This window comes from Lysinibacillus sp. GW821-FHT14F06, from assembly GCF_058803665.1.
Map to the genome: position 1 here is coordinate 63,151 of NZ_JBXAPF010000017.1, position 17,306 is coordinate 80,456.

Below are 17,306 nucleotides of genomic sequence, written 5' to 3' on the forward strand. Positions count from 1 at the left end.
AGGATATCACGGATTTTGAAGAGGAGCTTTTCGAGCAAGCTCGAAAAAATCCGAACGCCATTACGCTATGGGTAATTTATTATAGTATAATATTACTGCTATATTCAAATTTGTTTCAGTTGTCATTAGCTGTTATACAATTTTCAAGATCAAAAAAACTTGCTCCAGCTACATCATGTCATTATTCATTTCCAGAGATGAGGAAGTACCACTTAGTATGAAAAACCGAAAATTAAAACTAATCCTAATCCTATCAACTATTTTATTACTATTGTTTACAAGTTTAAATATCTTTACATCTTATATTAAGATGAAAAAAACAGTGGAAGAATCCATTGCGAACCAAAGTCTTGAAGCTGCTATTTCGATTGCATCCTCTATTGACGTGGAGGCGTACCAACAATTTTTAAATAATCCAGAAAAGACGGATTATTATTGGGAATTACGGAACTTTTTAAATGATGCGAGAATTAAACTTGGTGCATTATTTGTTTATACCTTAAAGGTAGATAATCCAAAGGTTTCACATGCCATGATTATGGGGATGCCTAGCGAATTAACAGAAGGCTTTGATATTGGGGAGATCTGTACGGTTCCTGAGCAGCAAGTACAAAGGGCTTATAAGGGTGAAACATATGTAACAGAGGTAATACCAGATTCTGTCCATGGTTCTTACCTTTCAGTTGGAGCACCAATTAGAGATAAAACTGGAACGATTATTGCATACCTTGGCATTGATATTAGTGCAGATACACTGAATGGCATAAAGGGAAAAGTAATAGAGGACAATCTCTTTATCTTTATTTTTAATGGTGTATTTATTTTAATCGTGATTGGTTCATTTTTATTTTTACAAAGATGGTATCAAAAAGAAGTTGCTAAAGAGGTTGGTGCAACGGAGGATACCTATCAAGCTGAAATTAAGACTTTAATTACTTCTGTATCCTCTCTAAGACATGATTTTACCAATCATATACAAGTGTTGCATGGATTTCTTCAATTAGATAAACCTGAGCAGGCTAAACAGTATTTATCATCATTGTCGAAAGAGGTGCAGGCGATTAAGTCATTGAAGCTAAATATTAATCATCCAGGTTTATCGATTTTATTGCAAACGAAAAAATTAACAGCGCAAAATCATAATATCGATATGGATTTCACCATTTCGCAGAACGATTTTAATAAAATAAAGACAACGGATTTAATCAAAATTTTATCCAATTTAATTGATAATGCCATCGACGCGGCAACGGAATTACCAGAGGGGCAGCGTAAGATAACCATTTGTTGTAATGCAGATGATATGTATTATAAATTTAAAGTTACCAATACGGGGCCAAATATTTTAAATGCTTCCCAAATATTTAAGCAAGGATTTTCCACTAAAAAGCAAGGAAATGGAAAAATTAGAGGGCAAGGCTTATTTATTGTCAATGAAATTGTCCATAAATATAATGGGCAAATTTCGATTGATTCATCAAAACATTTAGAGACAACTGCCATTGTAAATATTCCAATAAAATAAACGACTTAGGCTTCCTATATTGTAGGAAGCTTTTTTGGCTATGTAGTGATTCTTTCTGACAGCGGATTCATATATTACTATGAAGCTAAATGGTATTATTAGGAGGAAAGAAAAATTGAATATATCAGATCTTGATTTATGGAGAAAAGGTGGATTCATTTTATATGCACGACATGGAGAAGCAACAGTCGGTATAGATCAGCTGAATTTAAGTTTTCAAGATTGTATGAGTCAGAGAAATCTATCTGAGGAGGGGCGGAGGGAGGCAATATATTTTGGACAACTACTGAGGCATTGGCAAATTCCAGTTGCTCCGCTGATAATTGCAAGTCCTTTTTGCCGTACAATTGAGACGGCTCAGCTTGCATTTCCAAACACATGTATACAAATTGACCCTTTTTGGTTTGATATCTATTCATTAGGTGGAAAAATCCCTCTAAATGAACAGGCGAGAATACTGTCAAACTTACAGGCTGTATTAGAAAAAAAGCCTCCATATCGAAAGAATCAAGTGATTATTGCCCATAGCTTTCCAAAAGGTATAGGGTTAGGGCATATTTCAAATATGGGGATGGTTGTTGTGAAGCCCCTTGGTGCTGGAAATGGCTACGAAATTGTCAAAAAACTGACTTTGGAGAATTTAGCTCGACTCAATTACCAGTAATTTTACATTGAAATGAGGAGAATTATGAGAATCAAAACAGTATCACAAAGCACACTAGAACAAGTACTACATGCCTGGAATAAAGGCTTTGAAGGGTATTTTGTCAAGATTGATATGAGTGAAGAGACGTTTTTAACCCGGCTTGTGGGAGAAGGATTATCACCAAGGCTGTCAATTGTTGCATTTGCAAATGATGAGCCAGTTGGCATTGTGATGAATGGTTTTAGACAAATTGATGGCAAGAAAACTTCTTGGAATGGAGGAACAGGCATCTCTCCGAATTATCGTGGAAAGGGTGTCTCTCGAGCTTTAATGGAAGAAACTATAGCCATTTATGAAAGAGAGGGCGTTGAAATAGCAACCATGGAAGCTATTAAAGAGAATGAGGTTGCCATCGCTTTATATAAGAAATTTGGCTATGTAATTACAAATCATCTACTCTATTTAAATGGAGACTTTGAAGCGCAAGTTGACAAGCAAAGGGTATTGCAGGTGAAAACGATAAGACCAGAGCAGCTTGCGTATTTACCCGTTTATCGGGAAGACGTACCATGGCAATGTAGCTGGCAGAGCAATCAACAAGGAGAAGCGAAAATTTTTTATAATGACCACGAAGAAGCTATAGGTTATCTACTATACAGAACAGTATGGAATCAGGAGGGAGCTGTTGACAGAATCATTTTGTACCAGTTAGAACTATTGGAAAATGGCAAGGTGGAGGATATTCCGTACTTCCTATCAACTATAACGAATCAAAAGGTAAAGATCACTACAGTGAATTTTTTGGTAAATAACCCTGCAACGGATTATTTCATTAAAAATGGGCTTGAAGTGACAACAGAGCAGGTACAGATGAAGAAGTATTTGAGTTAAGAGAGCATTGTTTAAAAAGGTATTTTGGACTGTAAGCATACTCAAAAGTTAAGAGTTTGCTTACAGCCTTTTTTTATTTTAGGGAAATAACAGAAATGAAAAAGATATCTCAGGAAATTATTCCGTATTTAGAAATTAATAGAAAAATATTTGAAATTTTTAAAATATTGTGCTATTATCTTATTAAAATATTCCAAAAAATGCAATAAAAGTTATTAATGGGTTATTCATTAAAAGACACTTGTGGCAAAATCAGTAATCTGTTTTCAAATATAAAGAAAAAATAAATTGCTACATCAGCAATAGAACAACTTTTTGCAAATCTTAACAAGTTTCTTCGAAAGAAGCTTGTACAAAGTTGGTGCACTAAGCAGAAACTCCTCACGACATCAATTACGATATGTGAGTTTTCGCTTTTCTTTTAAAATATAAATGTAATATTATTGAATTAATGTAAAATAATATATTAATATTATAAATAAAAACATTTCATATCTATTTATTTTGTAATTGTTTGCATTAGTAAGCTGTATTTCCTCTTAGATTTTGACTATACAAATGTATAAGAAATGCTAAAATTTTAAATTTAAAAGGAGAAAACAATGAATTTAGAGATTACAAAGAATGATTGGAAATTATATTTTGAAGATCCACTACCAGGTTGGGGAAATAGTAGCCTATCCTTATTTAATATGGATATAGCACGTCTAAAAGAACAAAAAAACTCAGATATAGCTATTTATTCTGTTCCTTTTGATTCAACTTCATTTTCGCGTATAGGCTCTAGATATGGTCCTAATAACATAAGACAAGCTAGTTTGAAGTATTCTGCACAAGAAAAAAGCAGGAATCAACCAGTACTTAGAAACATGAGAAATGGAAGGCTATATACTACTAGAAATCCGAAGTGTTACGACTATGGAGATTTACATGTTTATCCTAATGATACTTTAAAACAAATGCAATCTATTATGTCTGAAGCTTATTCAATTGCATTGTTAAGTAAAAGTACAATTATGTTAGGAGGAGAACATACATTAAGCTTCCCTAATTTTCACGCTACTTATCAAGCAGCTATTGAGAAAGGAAAGGGGAAAATTGGCTATATACAAATTGATAACCATTTTGATTTCGGTAAATACTCAATTTTAAATGGGGAGTACTACCATGGTACGAATGCTAGAAAGATTTTTGAATTACCTTATATGAAAGGTTATTTTATGGGCTTTGTGGGTGTAGGTGATTTTACAAGTAATGAACAGTATAATTTCTTACTTGATAACAATGTTACTGTGAAAAACATGGATGAAATTAGAAAAACCTCCTTTAAGAAATGCTTAATTGATACATTAGATAAAATTTCTGAAAATACTGATTCTCTTTATATTTCTATTGATATTGATGTTTGTGATAATCCATACGCTCCAGGAACTGGTCATATCACTATTGGTGGAATTAATTTATTAGAGTTTATGGAAATCGTTGATATACTAAAAAACTATTCAGTATGTGCATTGGATATAGTAGAAGTAAATCCTCAATATGATTCTAGCGAATTAACTTCTAATTTAGTTTCTAGGTTTTTACATGAATATATATTCTTTGAGGAGCTAGAAGATGAGTAAAAATTTAAAGTATCTTACAAAAAACTTAGAAGAGTTGGGAATAAAAATAGAAAGTCTGGAAAATTTTAATGAAGGTTTGGAGTCCACTATATTAAAGGCTTATTCAATAAAAGAGAAAAGGGATGTAGCTATTAAAATCCCCAAAGAGATTATCTTTAACAATGATAATGATCAGAATTTTAGTGCAATGTCTTTGTATACTCAGGAATATCAACTTCTTAGTTATTTAAAAAATATGTCTTTTCCTGTACCAGAAATTTTTCATTTCGAATCTAGTAATAATATACCTTTTATTATAATGGAATTATTAACTGATATTTCCAAATCAACGGAGAAGGATTTTTATTCAATTGGTCAATTGACTCGAACTCTTCATTCGTTTAAAGCGCCAGAGATAAATCTTGTTGCTATGGAAGGATTCACTAATATAAATGAACTGATTATATATAGGTTATACAAAAGATTTGATATATTAACACATTTTGGTTTTTCGGAAAATTCTCTTCCGCCTATATCATTATTGTCTTCAAGTATTAATCATTTAGAAGATGAGAAGAGTTTACTCCATATGGATGTTAGACCTCAAAATATATTAAAAAGATATGACAGTAACTTTCTTTTTACTGATTGGAGTAATGCCTTGATTGGGTATCCAGTACTAGAAATTGCCCGACTTCAAGAGTACGGAGAATGCTTCCATGAATTTATGGAAGGGTATGGTGAAATGCCCAAGGTTGAAAAGTTATCTATGCTTGTATATCAATTAGATACTGCAATAATGTTATCTGTTGTTTTTTTATCAGAAGAACCTGATCCAATTAGGGCTGATATCCAATTGAAGAGGGTTTCATCAATATTAAAAGAAATTAAGAGGGAGTTGTAAGAACATGGAACAATTATTAAACAATTATGAATTTCTAGTAGAAAAAACTTTTGCTGATGAAATTTTAATGGCTGAAAAAATTTCAGAAAAATGCGACGGATTTTATAGAGACCTATCAAATTTGCTTATATTTGGCAGAGGTGGTCTGGTATTAAAGTTAAGTAAACTAAACTTTAATGCTGACAGAACAAAAGAGTTGGCTATTAAACTTCTAAATAGATTAATTCCATATTTAATTGACAACAGCGCACCAAAAAGTATTAGTCTGGAAATAGATAAAGAACAAAAAACAGTAGTAAGAGAAGAAGATGGCAGCAGAACTCTATTACCTCATCATGATGGCGGGCATTGTTCGTATTTGACACCAAGTATATTTGATGTACCTGAATGGGAAAATAAGTCTAGAATTTTTTCTAATAAGAGTTTTTATACAACTCATATGCATAAAATTATTCAGGGAATTCTTATTCTAAATCCAGGGGAACGAGATAGTATTACAACATATTACGATTGGGTTCAGATAGTAGAAGATGCTTATAAGTATCAGCATGCTGGAGAAGTGCCGTCTATAGTTGATTTACAAAAGTGGCTGGGTAGCAACATAAGTTATTCTTTAAATAAACAAAATATTCATAACAATAGATATTTGAATATGGCAGCGGCATTAGGAGCAAAGGACTTAATGTATCATGCACTTTCTCTACATTCAACTTCAGAACAAATATCAGAGGATATATTAAGTAATCATAAAAAGCTAATTGATATTCAACAAAGTTGTTCTTGTCAAATGTGTAATAGTAATATTTTAAGAGTTTTGTGTCACATATTAAAAGAAACTATGGGTATAAGTTATGAAGAGTTTATTAACAAATATGAAAAAAAAGTTTACAGTGAGCAGTTAGATCTAGTAATAGGAAATAATTTATCTTTACTTCATGGAGGATTTAATGGAGGAAGTGAACGATTAATCCTTCCATTGTGTATTGTTTTAGAAGATACAAATGATATTAGCTATGAAAGATACTTAAAAAACTTGTGGAATAGAAAACTAATGGTATGAATGTATTAGATAATGGGTTGCAAAGTAAATGGGATAAAATTGTATGGGATAAAGGACATCCATTTCAAAGTTATTCTATGCTTAAATTATTTGAAGATAGTTGGAAGGGGGATTTCATTCCATACCATATATACTATGAAGATTCTGGAAATAATTCGATTATTCCCCTTTACTTTTATAAAAGTTGCCCCCGCCTAGATTACTATAAAAATAAATCTGGAGGTTTTAAACACAAAATCTTCATGTCACATGCATTAGTTGGATGGTATGGTGCCCCATTATATAGTGATTTAAGTGTATTAAAGGAATCTTTGAGTCAAGCATATAAACTTACTAGAGCTGAAGACAGTGCACTTTTATTTGCAGGCATAGATGTAAGAAATTTGGATTTGGTTAATTTTTTAAAAAATGAAAAATTTACTTTATGTGAATTTCATTCTATTACTACTAGGGATTTACAGAATATAAACGGGGATCCAACGAAGTATCTGACTAAAAAAAGAAGAGGTAGAGTTAGGTCTTATATTAATAAAGCAAAATCAACTGGAGTTACCCTAGACAGCTATAAAATAAAATACAGAAATAACATCGCAGAGTTAGTACATAATATTCTAATCGAAGATGGTGTTGATCCTGATGTATTACCGAAGGAGTTTATTTTTTCATTATTAGATAGCTGGCCAAAGGGGTTGGATATACTAGTTGCCCTAAGTCCCGCGGGAGAACCAATTGGAGTTCACATTAATTTTTTTTGGAATTGTAAATATTATATTTGGTTGGCGGGTCATAATAGGAGCTTATTAAAAGAATATCAACAATCTCATTTTTTATATGAAGAAAGTATAAAGAGAGCACTAATGCTAAACTGTAATGAAATTCAAGCAGGACGGGACCCTTATGAACCTAAAATTCAGCACGGGTTTGAAAGAGTACCCTTGTTAGCAGCTATTAAAGCAGAAGACCCAATAATCCATAATCAAGCAGTGAAATGGTTGAAGGGGCTAGAACTGCGTCATAAAGAATTATATAAATGAGAGAAAGAGTGATAAAAAGTGAATGTAATTCTTGTCCAATTACCTTTTCCTTCACAGGGAGAGCCGCTACCTGAACTGTCTGAATACTATGAGTATTATAACAAAAAGTATCAACAAGTCTTTCCTGAATATTATATAAATGATGGAGAATTATGGGAAATGCCATTGTGGGTAGCACATATGGATGGTGCTATTGATAGAGATGATACTATATTCTTAGATTTATCGAAAGAAGAATTTAATGTTGAACAATGCTTAAATAAGATTATTAATTCAGTTTCAAGTAAAAATTTAATTTTCTTCTCACCATTGGCACAAAATTTTAGCTTTACAAGTAATATTTCAAGTAAACTCAAAAGTTTAGGGTACACCACTGTTATTGGTGGAAACATGGCAGACTTAGCTTCTCATGAAGAATATTCTAAAATATATGTAGGTATTGCTAGAAATGGAATATATGATGAGATAATGAATTCTAATGAAGTGATTGTTGGTAGAAAACCAAAATTAGGAAGACTACAAATATCATTAGACTATAAACCTAAATATAGATTGCTAAAACCATACGATAAAAAAGTTCCTCTAATTAGAATCAACGCTTCTCACGGATGTCTTTATTCATGCTCATTCTGTGGGGATGCTTGGTCAAGGCAACTTCATGAAGTAGATTTACAACTTTTAAGAGAAGAAATTGAGGAAATTAGAATGTATTATCCTGATACTAAAATTATTTATATAGGTGATAAGACTTTTGGCCAATCGAAGATAGCAGTAAATAACCTTTTAAAAATATTAAAACCAGAATATGGATTTAAATTAATTGTTCAGACCCATATTTTACAAATAAACGATTGGTTATTAGATGCTATGGAAAAGCTAAATGTAAAAGTGGTCGAGATGGGATTCGAAACTGCTGATTCCACAGTATTGAGGGAAATGAAGAAAGGGCATAAGGGTTCTATTGTATTTAAGGATGCATTAAAAAGCCTAAGGGATCGAGGTTTCAAAACAGTATTAAACATTTTATCAGGATTACCGAATGAAACAAGAGAATCTCAGAATGAAACATTAAAATTCATAAACGAAACCAAAAGCATGGTATGGTTATATAATCATTATAACTTTGTTCCTTATCCTAAGACTCCTTTATATCCATTAATTAAAGAAAAGATAACGAATTGGAATTTTAACGAATGGAGAGAGGATAAACCACCAGTCTTTACTCCAAAACATCAAAGTGTTGAAGATAGTTATTTACATTTCTTAAATGTTGTAGCGTTGACAACTGATATTCTTAAAGAGCAATTGTCCAAAAGGTAAGGGATTAATGGTGAAAGTTAGTCCAAATAGAATTACTTTAATGAAAAAAGTAATGAATAGAAAGATTTATTAGTAAGGCATACTGTTAATGTTCTGAATAATGAATTAATTATTCCTCCTAATGATTTTATTACATATTGATTACGTTAGGTGAATAAAAGTTATTATCTACCGAATTAGCAGAAAATCTAGTTAATTAATCAAGTTATGATTTCGTATAATGAAAACAATTTTTTCATAAGTTTGGATATATATACTATGACAAAAGGCATTGAGAGTGAATTTCTCGATGCCTTTTGTTAACTATCTAGAACCTTCCTTTTATTGACCAATCGAGTTTCAATGAACGGAAGGGAGGGTTCTATTTAATGGAGAATAACTTTCAGCAATATTAGAGATAATTTTCGTTCCGAAAGCTGCTGGAGGCAACATTTAACCCATAGTATGGATAAGAAATAAAAAATATTATTGTATAAAAATTCGATATGATGTATAATTATGTAAAAGGGTGTGAATTCTATGAAACTTATTCCTGAGTCAGCTAATGTAAAAGATTATTTAAAAGAACTAGATGTTGTGGATTATCGTCATCCACTAATTTATCAAAAAATTGGTGAGATCTTTGAGAACCAATCTTCGGAAATAGAAATTGTGAGGACAGCTTTCCTACTTGTTAGAGATGAAATATCACACTCTTGGGACATTCAAAGTTCAAATATTACTTGTAAAGCCTCAGAAGTTCTAACAGAGCGTGAGGGAATCTGCTACGCAAAGTCTAATTTATTAGCAGCGCTGCTAAGAGGTGCAGGGATTCCAACAGGTTTTTGTTATCAACGATTAATGCTCTTTCATACCCCAGAGGAAGGCTATTGTCTACATGCATTAAATGGAGTTTATCTAAGGTCTTTAAATCGTTGGATTCGTTTGGATGCTCGTGGCAATAAACCAGGCGTACAGGCTGAATTCTCTGTAAATGAGGAAAAACTAGCCTTTTCAATAAACGAAAAGCTAAGAGAAAAAGATTATCCTATTATCTACACTGAACCTAATAAAAACACAATGGCAACCTTAAATGCACATACAAATGCATTAGAAATGTATATGCATCGATTACCTGATGACTTATAAAAATACAAAGATGTTTAGCAACTCATTATACTGTTGTCAGCATTTGAGAATTCCAGTATACTATTTCGATAAAGAATGTTGAAAGAGGTTGAATGGCATGACGTTTGAAGAAATATTACCACGCTTAAAAGCAGGAGAAAAAGTGATCCGTAAGGGCTGGGGGGGCGCTGAATTGTATGTAAAGCTAGTTGGCAAAGGTGAGCATGAAGGCGAGACTTTAAATCCTTATTTTTTAATTAATGTACGTGGTGAAGGCTATACAATGTTTACACCGTCAGTTTGTGATTTATTAGCTGAAGATTGGATCATTGTTGATTAAATAAAGGAGACCATCTCAACAGAGGTGGCTTCTTTTGTTTTGAGGAGAGATGTTATGAAATTTGAAGAGTATCAGGGAAAGACGGTTTTTATTACAGGTGCCGCTTCAGGAATTGGTCAGGCTCAGGCCATTGCCTTTTTGGAAAATGGCGCAAATGTATTTGGATTTGACTTGGACGAAGCTGGTTTAATCCATTTACAACAGCAATTTCCTGGGCAATTTTTTTACTGTTTAGGCAGTGTAAGCAAGCAAAAGGATGTTAAACAGTCGTTTTATAGCGCAATATCGCAATTTAAGCAAATCGATATTTTATGTAATACGGCAGGTATTTTAGATGGTTTTGCCAAAACTCTGGATACAGATGAAGCGCTTTGGGATGCTATTATGAATACCAATTTAAAGGGAACTTATTTCGTGACGAATACGATTTTGCCTCATATGGTAGAAAGGAAGGCTGGCGTTATTATTAATATGGCATCGATTGCTGGACTAGTTGCAGGTGGTGGAGGTGCAGCTTATACAGCTTCTAAGCATGCTATTGTTGGCTATACGAAGCAGTTAGACTTAGATTATTGTCGTGAAGGCATTCGTGCCAATGCTATAGCACCTGGAGCCATCCAAACACCCATGAATAAGGCAGATTTTGAAGGGGATGGGGAAATGGCAAAATGGGTAGCCGATGAAACGCCTGCGGGTCGCTGGGCACAACCGTACGAAGTAGCGTATTTAACACTCTTCTTGGCAAGTTCTGCTGCTGATTATATTCATGGAACTATTCTGCCAATTGATGGCGGATGGCTGACAAAATAGCATTGTTCAATAAGATATTCTTCTGCTATAATACGCAAGTAAGCAAAAATGGGCTTGCACTACGGCACTTCAGATAGGGCTAAAAGCTCTCTTCCTTTGGTCGTAGTTATTACTAAAATAGCAAAGATGCTATTTTACAAAGGAGAATAAAATTGAATACATCTGTTGTAAAAGAGTCTAGCCGTATTTCTGTAAGTGAACTTACAAAGACGGCACTTGTTGCAGCCTTATATGTTGCTGTAACTGTTTTATTGTCAGTCATTAGCTTTGGCGCTGTCCAGCTGCGTTTGTCAGAAATGTTTAATTATCTGGCATTGTACAATAAGCGCTATGTTGCAGCGGTGACGATTGGCGTAATACTCGCTAATTTCATGTCGCCAACATGGATTTTAGATGTGCCGATTGGTGGGATTGCGACCTTTTTAGTGTTAATATTTTGCAGAAGCATCACGAAACATATGACAAATGATATTGTAAAAATGGCAGTAACCGCATTGATTTTTGCGATATCAATGTTTACGGTTGCTGGCCAATTAACGATCCTTTATGATCTTCCTTTTTGGGCTACATGGTTTACAGTGGGCGTTGGAGAATTATTGTCCATGACTGTAGGTGGTCTAACTATTTATTTATTAAATAAAAAAATTGATTTATCGAAATAAATTTTAAAAAGCGGGCTACAATTGAAGCCCGTTTTTTCGCGTTTTTCAGAAGCTAAAATTTTGAAAAGAATTTTTTTAGATAAACATAATTTTCATATATTTTCACCAAACTAATGGAAAGACGGAGGAAGGTGAAGAGATGCAGCAACAATACAATGTCGGTGATATTGTTTATATTTTTTATCGTAATCCTCATATTCAGGATGTAGCGAATATACAGGAAGCAGCAGTGGTTTATCATCCAGAACAACCAGAGCAGCTAGCCCTTTTTTTATTTGAAACATATTATCCAATAACAAATGACCTATTGATTTTTTCAAGTGAGATGGCGGCTGAGCAAGCCTATCATCAGTATTTTCATTGAGGGGGGACCACCATGATTAAGCCATTTATCCCTCAGCTTGTTTATTTTGAGCCAGATGCACTCCAGTATCCACTGGGGCAGGAGCTAAAAGAAAAGTTTGAGCAGATGGGTATCGAAATTCGTTATACAACCTCGCACAATCAAGTGAGAAATCTTCCAGGTGACAACGACTTTCAAAAGTATCGGGTAGCCAAATCTACATTAGTCGTAGGGATTCGGAAAACCTTAAAATTTGATACTTCTAAGCCCTCAGCTGAATATGCAATTCCATTTGCAACAGGCTGTATGGGGCATTGTCATTATTGTTATTTACAAACAACGATGGGCACTAAACCTTATATACGTACCTATGTGAATGTCGATGAAATTCTGGAGCAGGCTGATCATTATATGGCAGAACGAGCACCTGACATCACACGCTTTGAGGCATCCTGTACCTCTGATATTGTAGGAATTGATCATCTAACACACACGTTGAAGCGAGCCATCGAGCATTTTGGTCAAAATGAATTAGGTCAATTACGATTTGTGACGAAGTTCCATCATGTGGATCATTTATTGGACGCGAAGCATAATGGGAAGACAAGGTTTCGTTTTAGTGTAAATGCCGATTATGTCATTAAGCATTTTGAGCCAGGTACATCCCCGTTAATAAAACGGATTGAGGCAGCTGGGAAAGTGGCGAGGGCAGGATACCCACTTGGCTTTATCGTTGCTCCCATTTATCTTCATGATGGATGGCAGGAGGGTTACTACCATATGTTTGAGCGATTGGATGCAGAATTGCCAAAAGATGTACGAGAGGATATAACGTTTGAGTTTATTCAGCATCGCTTTACAAAGCCAGCCAAACGCGTGATTGAAAAAAATTATCCTATGACGAAGCTAGAGTTAGACGAAACGGTAAGAAGGTATAAATGGGGTAAGTACGGTATAGGCAAATACATTTATCAAAAAGAAGAAGAGGAAGATATTAAGGAACATTTGTATGGTTATATGCAAAAATTTTTTCCTCAAGCGAAATTAGAGTATTTTACGTAGCATTAGAGTAGAGAGAGAACTTGGTAGTTTTCTCTCTAAAGTATTTGCGATAAATATCTCTCAATAAACTTCCGATTTGAAGATGTTAAGCCATCTGGTAAATCTATGAATGAGAAGTATTGCATTGTCTCTGATTCATGATAATTAATCATTAAATCGCCTTTTACATTTCTTGTATAGTAGACGGCTGTAACGGCGTAAAATTCATCCCCGTTAGACATTTTAACATAATAATCTTGCCCAGAAAAAATACCTAGGAACTGTAGATTTGTAATAGTCAACCCTGTTTCTTCTAGCACTTCTCTTTTAGCGGTATCTTCTAAGCTTTCTCCTAATTCCATCAAACCACCTGGAAGTCCCCACCCGCCTTCGTATCTTTTTTGCAATAATACTTCGTTTGCATTATTAAGAATGATGACAGCTGAACCAGGTAAAATAATAGGTTGATGTCCTACATATTGTCGTAAAAATTGATAGTATTCCATGGAAACACTCATTTCTATAATTGTTTTTATCTTTGTATTAATTATCTAAATTATATAGAAATCCTTCTTTTCATTGTATTTGTATAATCTGAATCACGATGGTAACGCTAACAGTGATCGTTATGAAGAAGGGAAGAATAGGATGGACTCATTTCAAGTGAATTGTTGGTCGGAGCATGAGGAACTGAAGGTTGTTATGCTTTGTGCACCTTCAATTTTAGATGTAACAGATATAACAATAGCGGAGAACGTTGGCTGGAATGCGATTGTTAGCCATAAAAAAGCAATGGAGAATTTTATGGAATTGAAGACAGCGTTTGAACATGCAGGTGTAAAAGTTATTGATTATGCTAAAGAACTGGCCAATGAACAACAATTGTTAAGTGAGCAGCTTATTAATCGTTATTTTGTGCGTGATCTCGCCTGTGTTATTGGTCATAAAATGTTACTGGGAAATGCAGGTAGCTCGTTAAGACGCCCAGAATATCCACTTGCTCATTCACTTTTAGCAAAGTGGTTTCCAGAACAATTTATGAGCAAGCTGCAACCTGCCCATTCACTCGAATGTGGAGATGTGATGCTATTAAATAAGGATGCTGTGCTCATTAATCTTGGTATGAGAACAACATTAGAGGCTGTCGAGAGTATGAAGGATCGTATCTTTCAGCAAGGATTTTCTGAAATTGCTGTAATTGATCTGCCAAAAGGAAATGATACGCTTCATTTAGATATGAATTGCAATGTCGCGAACACTAACTTAGTGATTGCTAAAAGCTTTATGCGTTATTTTCCTGTACAGGTGTTCACAGCCCAAAGCAGTCATTTTGATATGGTAGAACAGTTTTTACAACGTCATGGCTTCGAAGTATACTGGCTTGAAAAATATAAGACTATTCCAGACATTAACTTTGTGAATATTGATCCAGAAACATTATTAATTAGTAAGCAAGCAACGAAACAGCAATTAATGAAGCATCCATTACTACAAAAAAAGAAGTTGCTTGAAGTCGAAGTTACAGAACTTGAAAAAGGCGGTGGAGGCATTCGTTGCATGACATTGCCATTAGTAAGAAAGTAAGCACAAAGGGTGAATTAAAATGACAGCTAAAACAAGTAAAGGAAGATTGTCTTGGTGGCAGCTTTCGCTTCTCGGTATAGGTTGTACACTAGGAACAGGCTTTTTTCTTGGAACCAGTATGGCCATTCATAAAAGTGGACCTGCTGTGTTAATTCCTTTTTTAGTTGCAGCAATTTGTACTTACATTGTGTATGATGGACTTGTTAAAATGTCTGTGGTGAACCCTGATAAAGGCTCGTTTCGAACCTATGCTAAGCAAGCATTTGGTAGATGGGCAGGATTTAGTAATGGCTGGATTTATTTGATATCCGAGATTCTTATAATGGGGAGCCAATTAATGGCACTGGGTATTTTTACGAAGTTTTGGTTTCCTGCTTTGCCATTATGGGTGGCTGCGTCTATATATGCAGCACTAGGGTTGGTCGTTATCCTCACTGGTATGAAGGGCTTTGAAAACTTTCAAAATATCTTTGGGGCATTAAAGGCCGCAGCAATTATTATGTTTATTATCGTAGCTGTGATAATCCTCATAAAAGGCACGCATTCAGCAACACTTGATTCTTTGCAATCGAATTATGAAGAATTTTTCTCGCAAGGCATAAAAGGAATTTGGCTTGGAATACTGTATGCCTTTTATGCTTATGGAGGCATTGAAGTAATGGGGTTAATGGTCATCGATTTAAAAAATCCTAAAGAGGCACCAAAAGCTGGAAGAATTATGCTAATAGTCATTACAATTATTTTTATAATGGCCATTGCACTTGCGTTGGCACTTGTCTCCTGGAAAGATTTCAATATTGATGAGAGTCCCTTTATTACTGCGCTTCAAGGCTATCATATCCCCTATGTGGCAGATATTTTTAATGGCGTTTTAATTATCGCGGGTTTTTCAACAATGGTAGCTTCGCTCTATGCGGTCATTACAATTCTCGTTACACTTGCAGAAGATCGTGATGCCCCTAAAATATTAGCAAAGAAAGGGAAAATGAAAGTACCATTTCCTGCATTTTTATTTTTAACGGGTGGTTTAGTGTTAACGATTGTGATTGGCTTTCTTATGCCAGAAAAGATCTTTGAATATTTGGTTACAGCAGCGGGTTTAATGCTAATCTACAACTGGTTCTTTATTTTAGTGACGTATATGAAGCTTATGCAGTTATCCAAATGGGAGCATGTAAAAAATTTTTTAGGGATGTTGCTTATTGCTGTAACAGTATCTGGCACACTCGGAGAAAAAACAAGCAGACTCGGTTTTTTCGTAAGCCTGCTCTTTATGGTCCTAATAGGTTTAGCGACCTGGATTGTTGTGAAAAGGCAAAGAAAAGAAGCTTAATGTACATTATTCTGTGATATACGTGAAAAAGGACATTTGGATGGACTACTATTGTCATCATTTAAAAAATATTGCTTCCATTCATAGCTATCCTCTTGTCCGTACCATTTTAAATCAGGATGCCCTGGAAGCGCATCATAGTCAGCAATACGTTGGCGAATTTGTTTTTTTAATTTTTGACCAAATACAGTAGCATCATTAATTTCTTCAAATATCCAGCGAGGTTGAATCGCCATGAATAACGTAGAAAAATGACGGCTCCTGCGCAATTTATGGGCTGGCGTTGCACACGAAATAAAATACGGATCACCGTTAAAACAAAATTCCCATTCAGTGTGAGTTGGATCAGTTGGAATTTCCTCAGGCCAATCAATGTCATCAATTTTCGTTAAATTGTTTAAAATGGTCCAAAATAAATGCTGATAATCCACAACTTTAAAACGGTTAAGCATATCGTTAGGGGTATGAAAGAAAACTGCGAGGGTTGTATATTTCCCATATGTTTGCGAGGATTTCGCGTATTCCTTTAAGCATTGTGCTAACGCCTTGATTGATTGTTCCTCCCGTGGATCCTCAACAAAACTATAGCGCAGATGGTTTGACAAAAACCCCATTCTTGCTGGTACACACGGAAAGGTATTCGCTTCATCAGCAATCGTGGCAGCAAAATCCGTATAAGCTGATTGTTGCCAAAAAGGAAGTGTCTCAAAATGTTCCTCCATCCACTTCCTGTCAAATACTACTACTTCCACTTGAGTCTCCTCCTTCTATACACCTTTATACTATTAAAGAAAAAGCCAATGGGTTACGAATTGGTGGGGTCTGTTTAGTGAAAATATAACTTTCGAGTAATTACATTGATAAGGGAATAAGCGATTTAGTTATGGAAATGATGACTTTAAATTAAGGGAAAGAGTGTTTAGTTAATTGATCACTTATAGTAAAAACAGATCGGCTCAGTCCAAGAAATGATCACTTTGAGTAAGGAATTGATCGGGTCAGTCCAAGAAATGATCACTTTGAATAAGGAATTGATCGGGTCAGTCCAAGAAATGATCACTTTGAATAAGGAATTGATCGGGTCAGTCCAAGAAATGATCAC

General features: G+C 34.4%; 18 protein-coding genes. 16 read left to right on the forward strand and 2 right to left on the reverse strand.

Annotated elements, in window-relative coordinates:
• Positions 1 to 217 precede the first annotated feature (217 nt).
• The 14 genes from AC1RNS_RS15635 to splB all read left to right on the forward strand — a co-directional run bounded on the left by AC1RNS_RS15635 (position 218) and on the right by splB (position 13,308).
• On the forward strand, positions 218 to 1,525 hold the full coding sequence (locus tag AC1RNS_RS15635) for a sensor histidine kinase (RefSeq protein ID WP_492993935.1): 1,308 nt from the start codon (positions 218 to 220) through the stop codon (positions 1,523 to 1,525).
• A 115-nt stretch (positions 1,526 to 1,640) separates the two neighbouring features.
• Positions 1,641 to 2,189 (forward strand): histidine phosphatase family protein, encoded by a 549-nt coding sequence (locus tag AC1RNS_RS15640; protein ID WP_492993936.1) that lies wholly within the window; start codon positions 1,641 to 1,643, stop codon positions 2,187 to 2,189.
• A 24-nt stretch (positions 2,190 to 2,213) separates the two neighbouring features.
• Positions 2,214 to 3,062, forward strand: coding sequence for a GNAT family N-acetyltransferase (locus AC1RNS_RS15645; protein WP_492993938.1), 849 nt, complete (start codon positions 2,214 to 2,216; stop codon positions 3,060 to 3,062).
• A gap of 602 nt (positions 3,063 to 3,664) precedes the next feature.
• Complete coding sequence (locus AC1RNS_RS15650) at positions 3,665 to 4,687, forward strand: arginase family protein (protein WP_492993940.1); 1,023 nt, start codon at positions 3,665 to 3,667, stop codon at positions 4,685 to 4,687.
• Positions 4,680 to 5,570, forward strand: coding sequence for a phosphotransferase (locus tag AC1RNS_RS15655; protein ID WP_492993942.1), 891 nt, complete (start codon positions 4,680 to 4,682; stop codon positions 5,568 to 5,570). Before AC1RNS_RS15650 ends, AC1RNS_RS15655 begins: the two co-directional genes overlap by 8 nt.
• Before the next feature lie 4 nt (positions 5,571 to 5,574).
• On the forward strand, positions 5,575 to 6,630 hold the full coding sequence (locus tag AC1RNS_RS15660) for a hypothetical protein (protein WP_492993943.1): 1,056 nt from the start codon (positions 5,575 to 5,577) through the stop codon (positions 6,628 to 6,630).
• Positions 6,627 to 7,664, forward strand: a complete 1,038-nt coding sequence (locus tag AC1RNS_RS15665; protein ID WP_492993945.1) for a GNAT family N-acetyltransferase — start codon at positions 6,627 to 6,629, stop codon at positions 7,662 to 7,664. Before AC1RNS_RS15660 ends, AC1RNS_RS15665 begins: the two co-directional genes overlap by 4 nt.
• Positions 7,665 to 7,682: 18 nt before the next feature.
• Positions 7,683 to 8,984 carry a B12-binding domain-containing radical SAM protein gene (locus AC1RNS_RS15670; protein ID WP_492993947.1) on the forward strand — a complete coding sequence of 434 codons (1,302 nt, stop codon included), beginning with the start codon at positions 7,683 to 7,685 and terminating at the stop codon, positions 8,982 to 8,984.
• Positions 8,985 to 9,503: 519 nt separating this feature from the next.
• Complete coding sequence (locus tag AC1RNS_RS15675; RefSeq protein WP_492993948.1) at positions 9,504 to 10,112, forward strand: transglutaminase-like domain-containing protein; 609 nt, start codon at positions 9,504 to 9,506, stop codon at positions 10,110 to 10,112.
• A 97-nt stretch (positions 10,113 to 10,209) separates the two neighbouring features.
• Positions 10,210 to 10,431 (forward strand): DUF2829 domain-containing protein, encoded by a 222-nt coding sequence (locus AC1RNS_RS15680; RefSeq protein WP_427546843.1) that lies wholly within the window; start codon positions 10,210 to 10,212, stop codon positions 10,429 to 10,431.
• A gap of 54 nt (positions 10,432 to 10,485) precedes the next feature.
• The gene (locus AC1RNS_RS15685) at positions 10,486 to 11,241 is read left to right on the forward strand and encodes a 3-oxoacyl-ACP reductase (RefSeq protein WP_492993950.1); all 756 of its coding nucleotides are present in this window, start codon (positions 10,486 to 10,488) and stop codon (positions 11,239 to 11,241) included.
• Positions 11,242 to 11,393: 152 nt separating this feature from the next.
• A complete protein-coding gene (locus AC1RNS_RS15690; protein ID WP_492993952.1) occupies positions 11,394 to 11,903 on the forward strand; it encodes a QueT transporter family protein in 510 nt (169 codons plus the stop codon).
• Positions 11,904 to 12,042: 139 nt separating this feature from the next.
• A complete protein-coding gene (locus tag AC1RNS_RS15695; RefSeq protein WP_286922935.1) occupies positions 12,043 to 12,267 on the forward strand; it encodes a transcriptional regulator SplA domain-containing protein in 225 nt (74 codons plus the stop codon).
• A 12-nt stretch (positions 12,268 to 12,279) separates the two neighbouring features.
• Positions 12,280 to 13,308 (forward strand): spore photoproduct lyase, encoded by a 1,029-nt coding sequence (splB, locus tag AC1RNS_RS15700; RefSeq protein WP_492993954.1) that lies wholly within the window; start codon positions 12,280 to 12,282, stop codon positions 13,306 to 13,308.
• A gap of 35 nt (positions 13,309 to 13,343) precedes the next feature.
• On the opposite strand, the gene AC1RNS_RS15705 is transcribed toward splB, so the two are convergent.
• Positions 13,344 to 13,793: an NUDIX hydrolase gene (locus AC1RNS_RS15705; protein WP_492993955.1), complete on the reverse strand. Its 450-nt coding sequence runs from the start codon at positions 13,791 to 13,793 to the stop codon at positions 13,344 to 13,346.
• Between the two features lie 142 nt (positions 13,794 to 13,935).
• Between AC1RNS_RS15705 and AC1RNS_RS15710 the strand changes: the two genes are divergently transcribed.
• Both AC1RNS_RS15710 and AC1RNS_RS15715 read left to right on the forward strand, forming a co-directional pair.
• Positions 13,936 to 14,871, forward strand: a complete 936-nt coding sequence (locus tag AC1RNS_RS15710; protein ID WP_492993956.1) for an arginine deiminase family protein — start codon at positions 13,936 to 13,938, stop codon at positions 14,869 to 14,871.
• A gap of 19 nt (positions 14,872 to 14,890) precedes the next feature.
• A complete protein-coding gene (locus AC1RNS_RS15715) occupies positions 14,891 to 16,204 on the forward strand; it encodes an amino acid permease (RefSeq protein WP_492993958.1) in 1,314 nt (437 codons plus the stop codon).
• Here the strand turns inward: AC1RNS_RS15715 and AC1RNS_RS15720 are convergent.
• Entirely contained in the window at positions 16,201 to 16,956 is a 756-nt protein-coding gene (locus tag AC1RNS_RS15720) for a YqcI/YcgG family protein (protein WP_492993959.1), read from the reverse strand. The two genes, AC1RNS_RS15715 and AC1RNS_RS15720, sit on opposite strands and share 4 nt — an antisense overlap.
• Positions 16,957 to 17,306 lie beyond the last annotated feature (350 nt).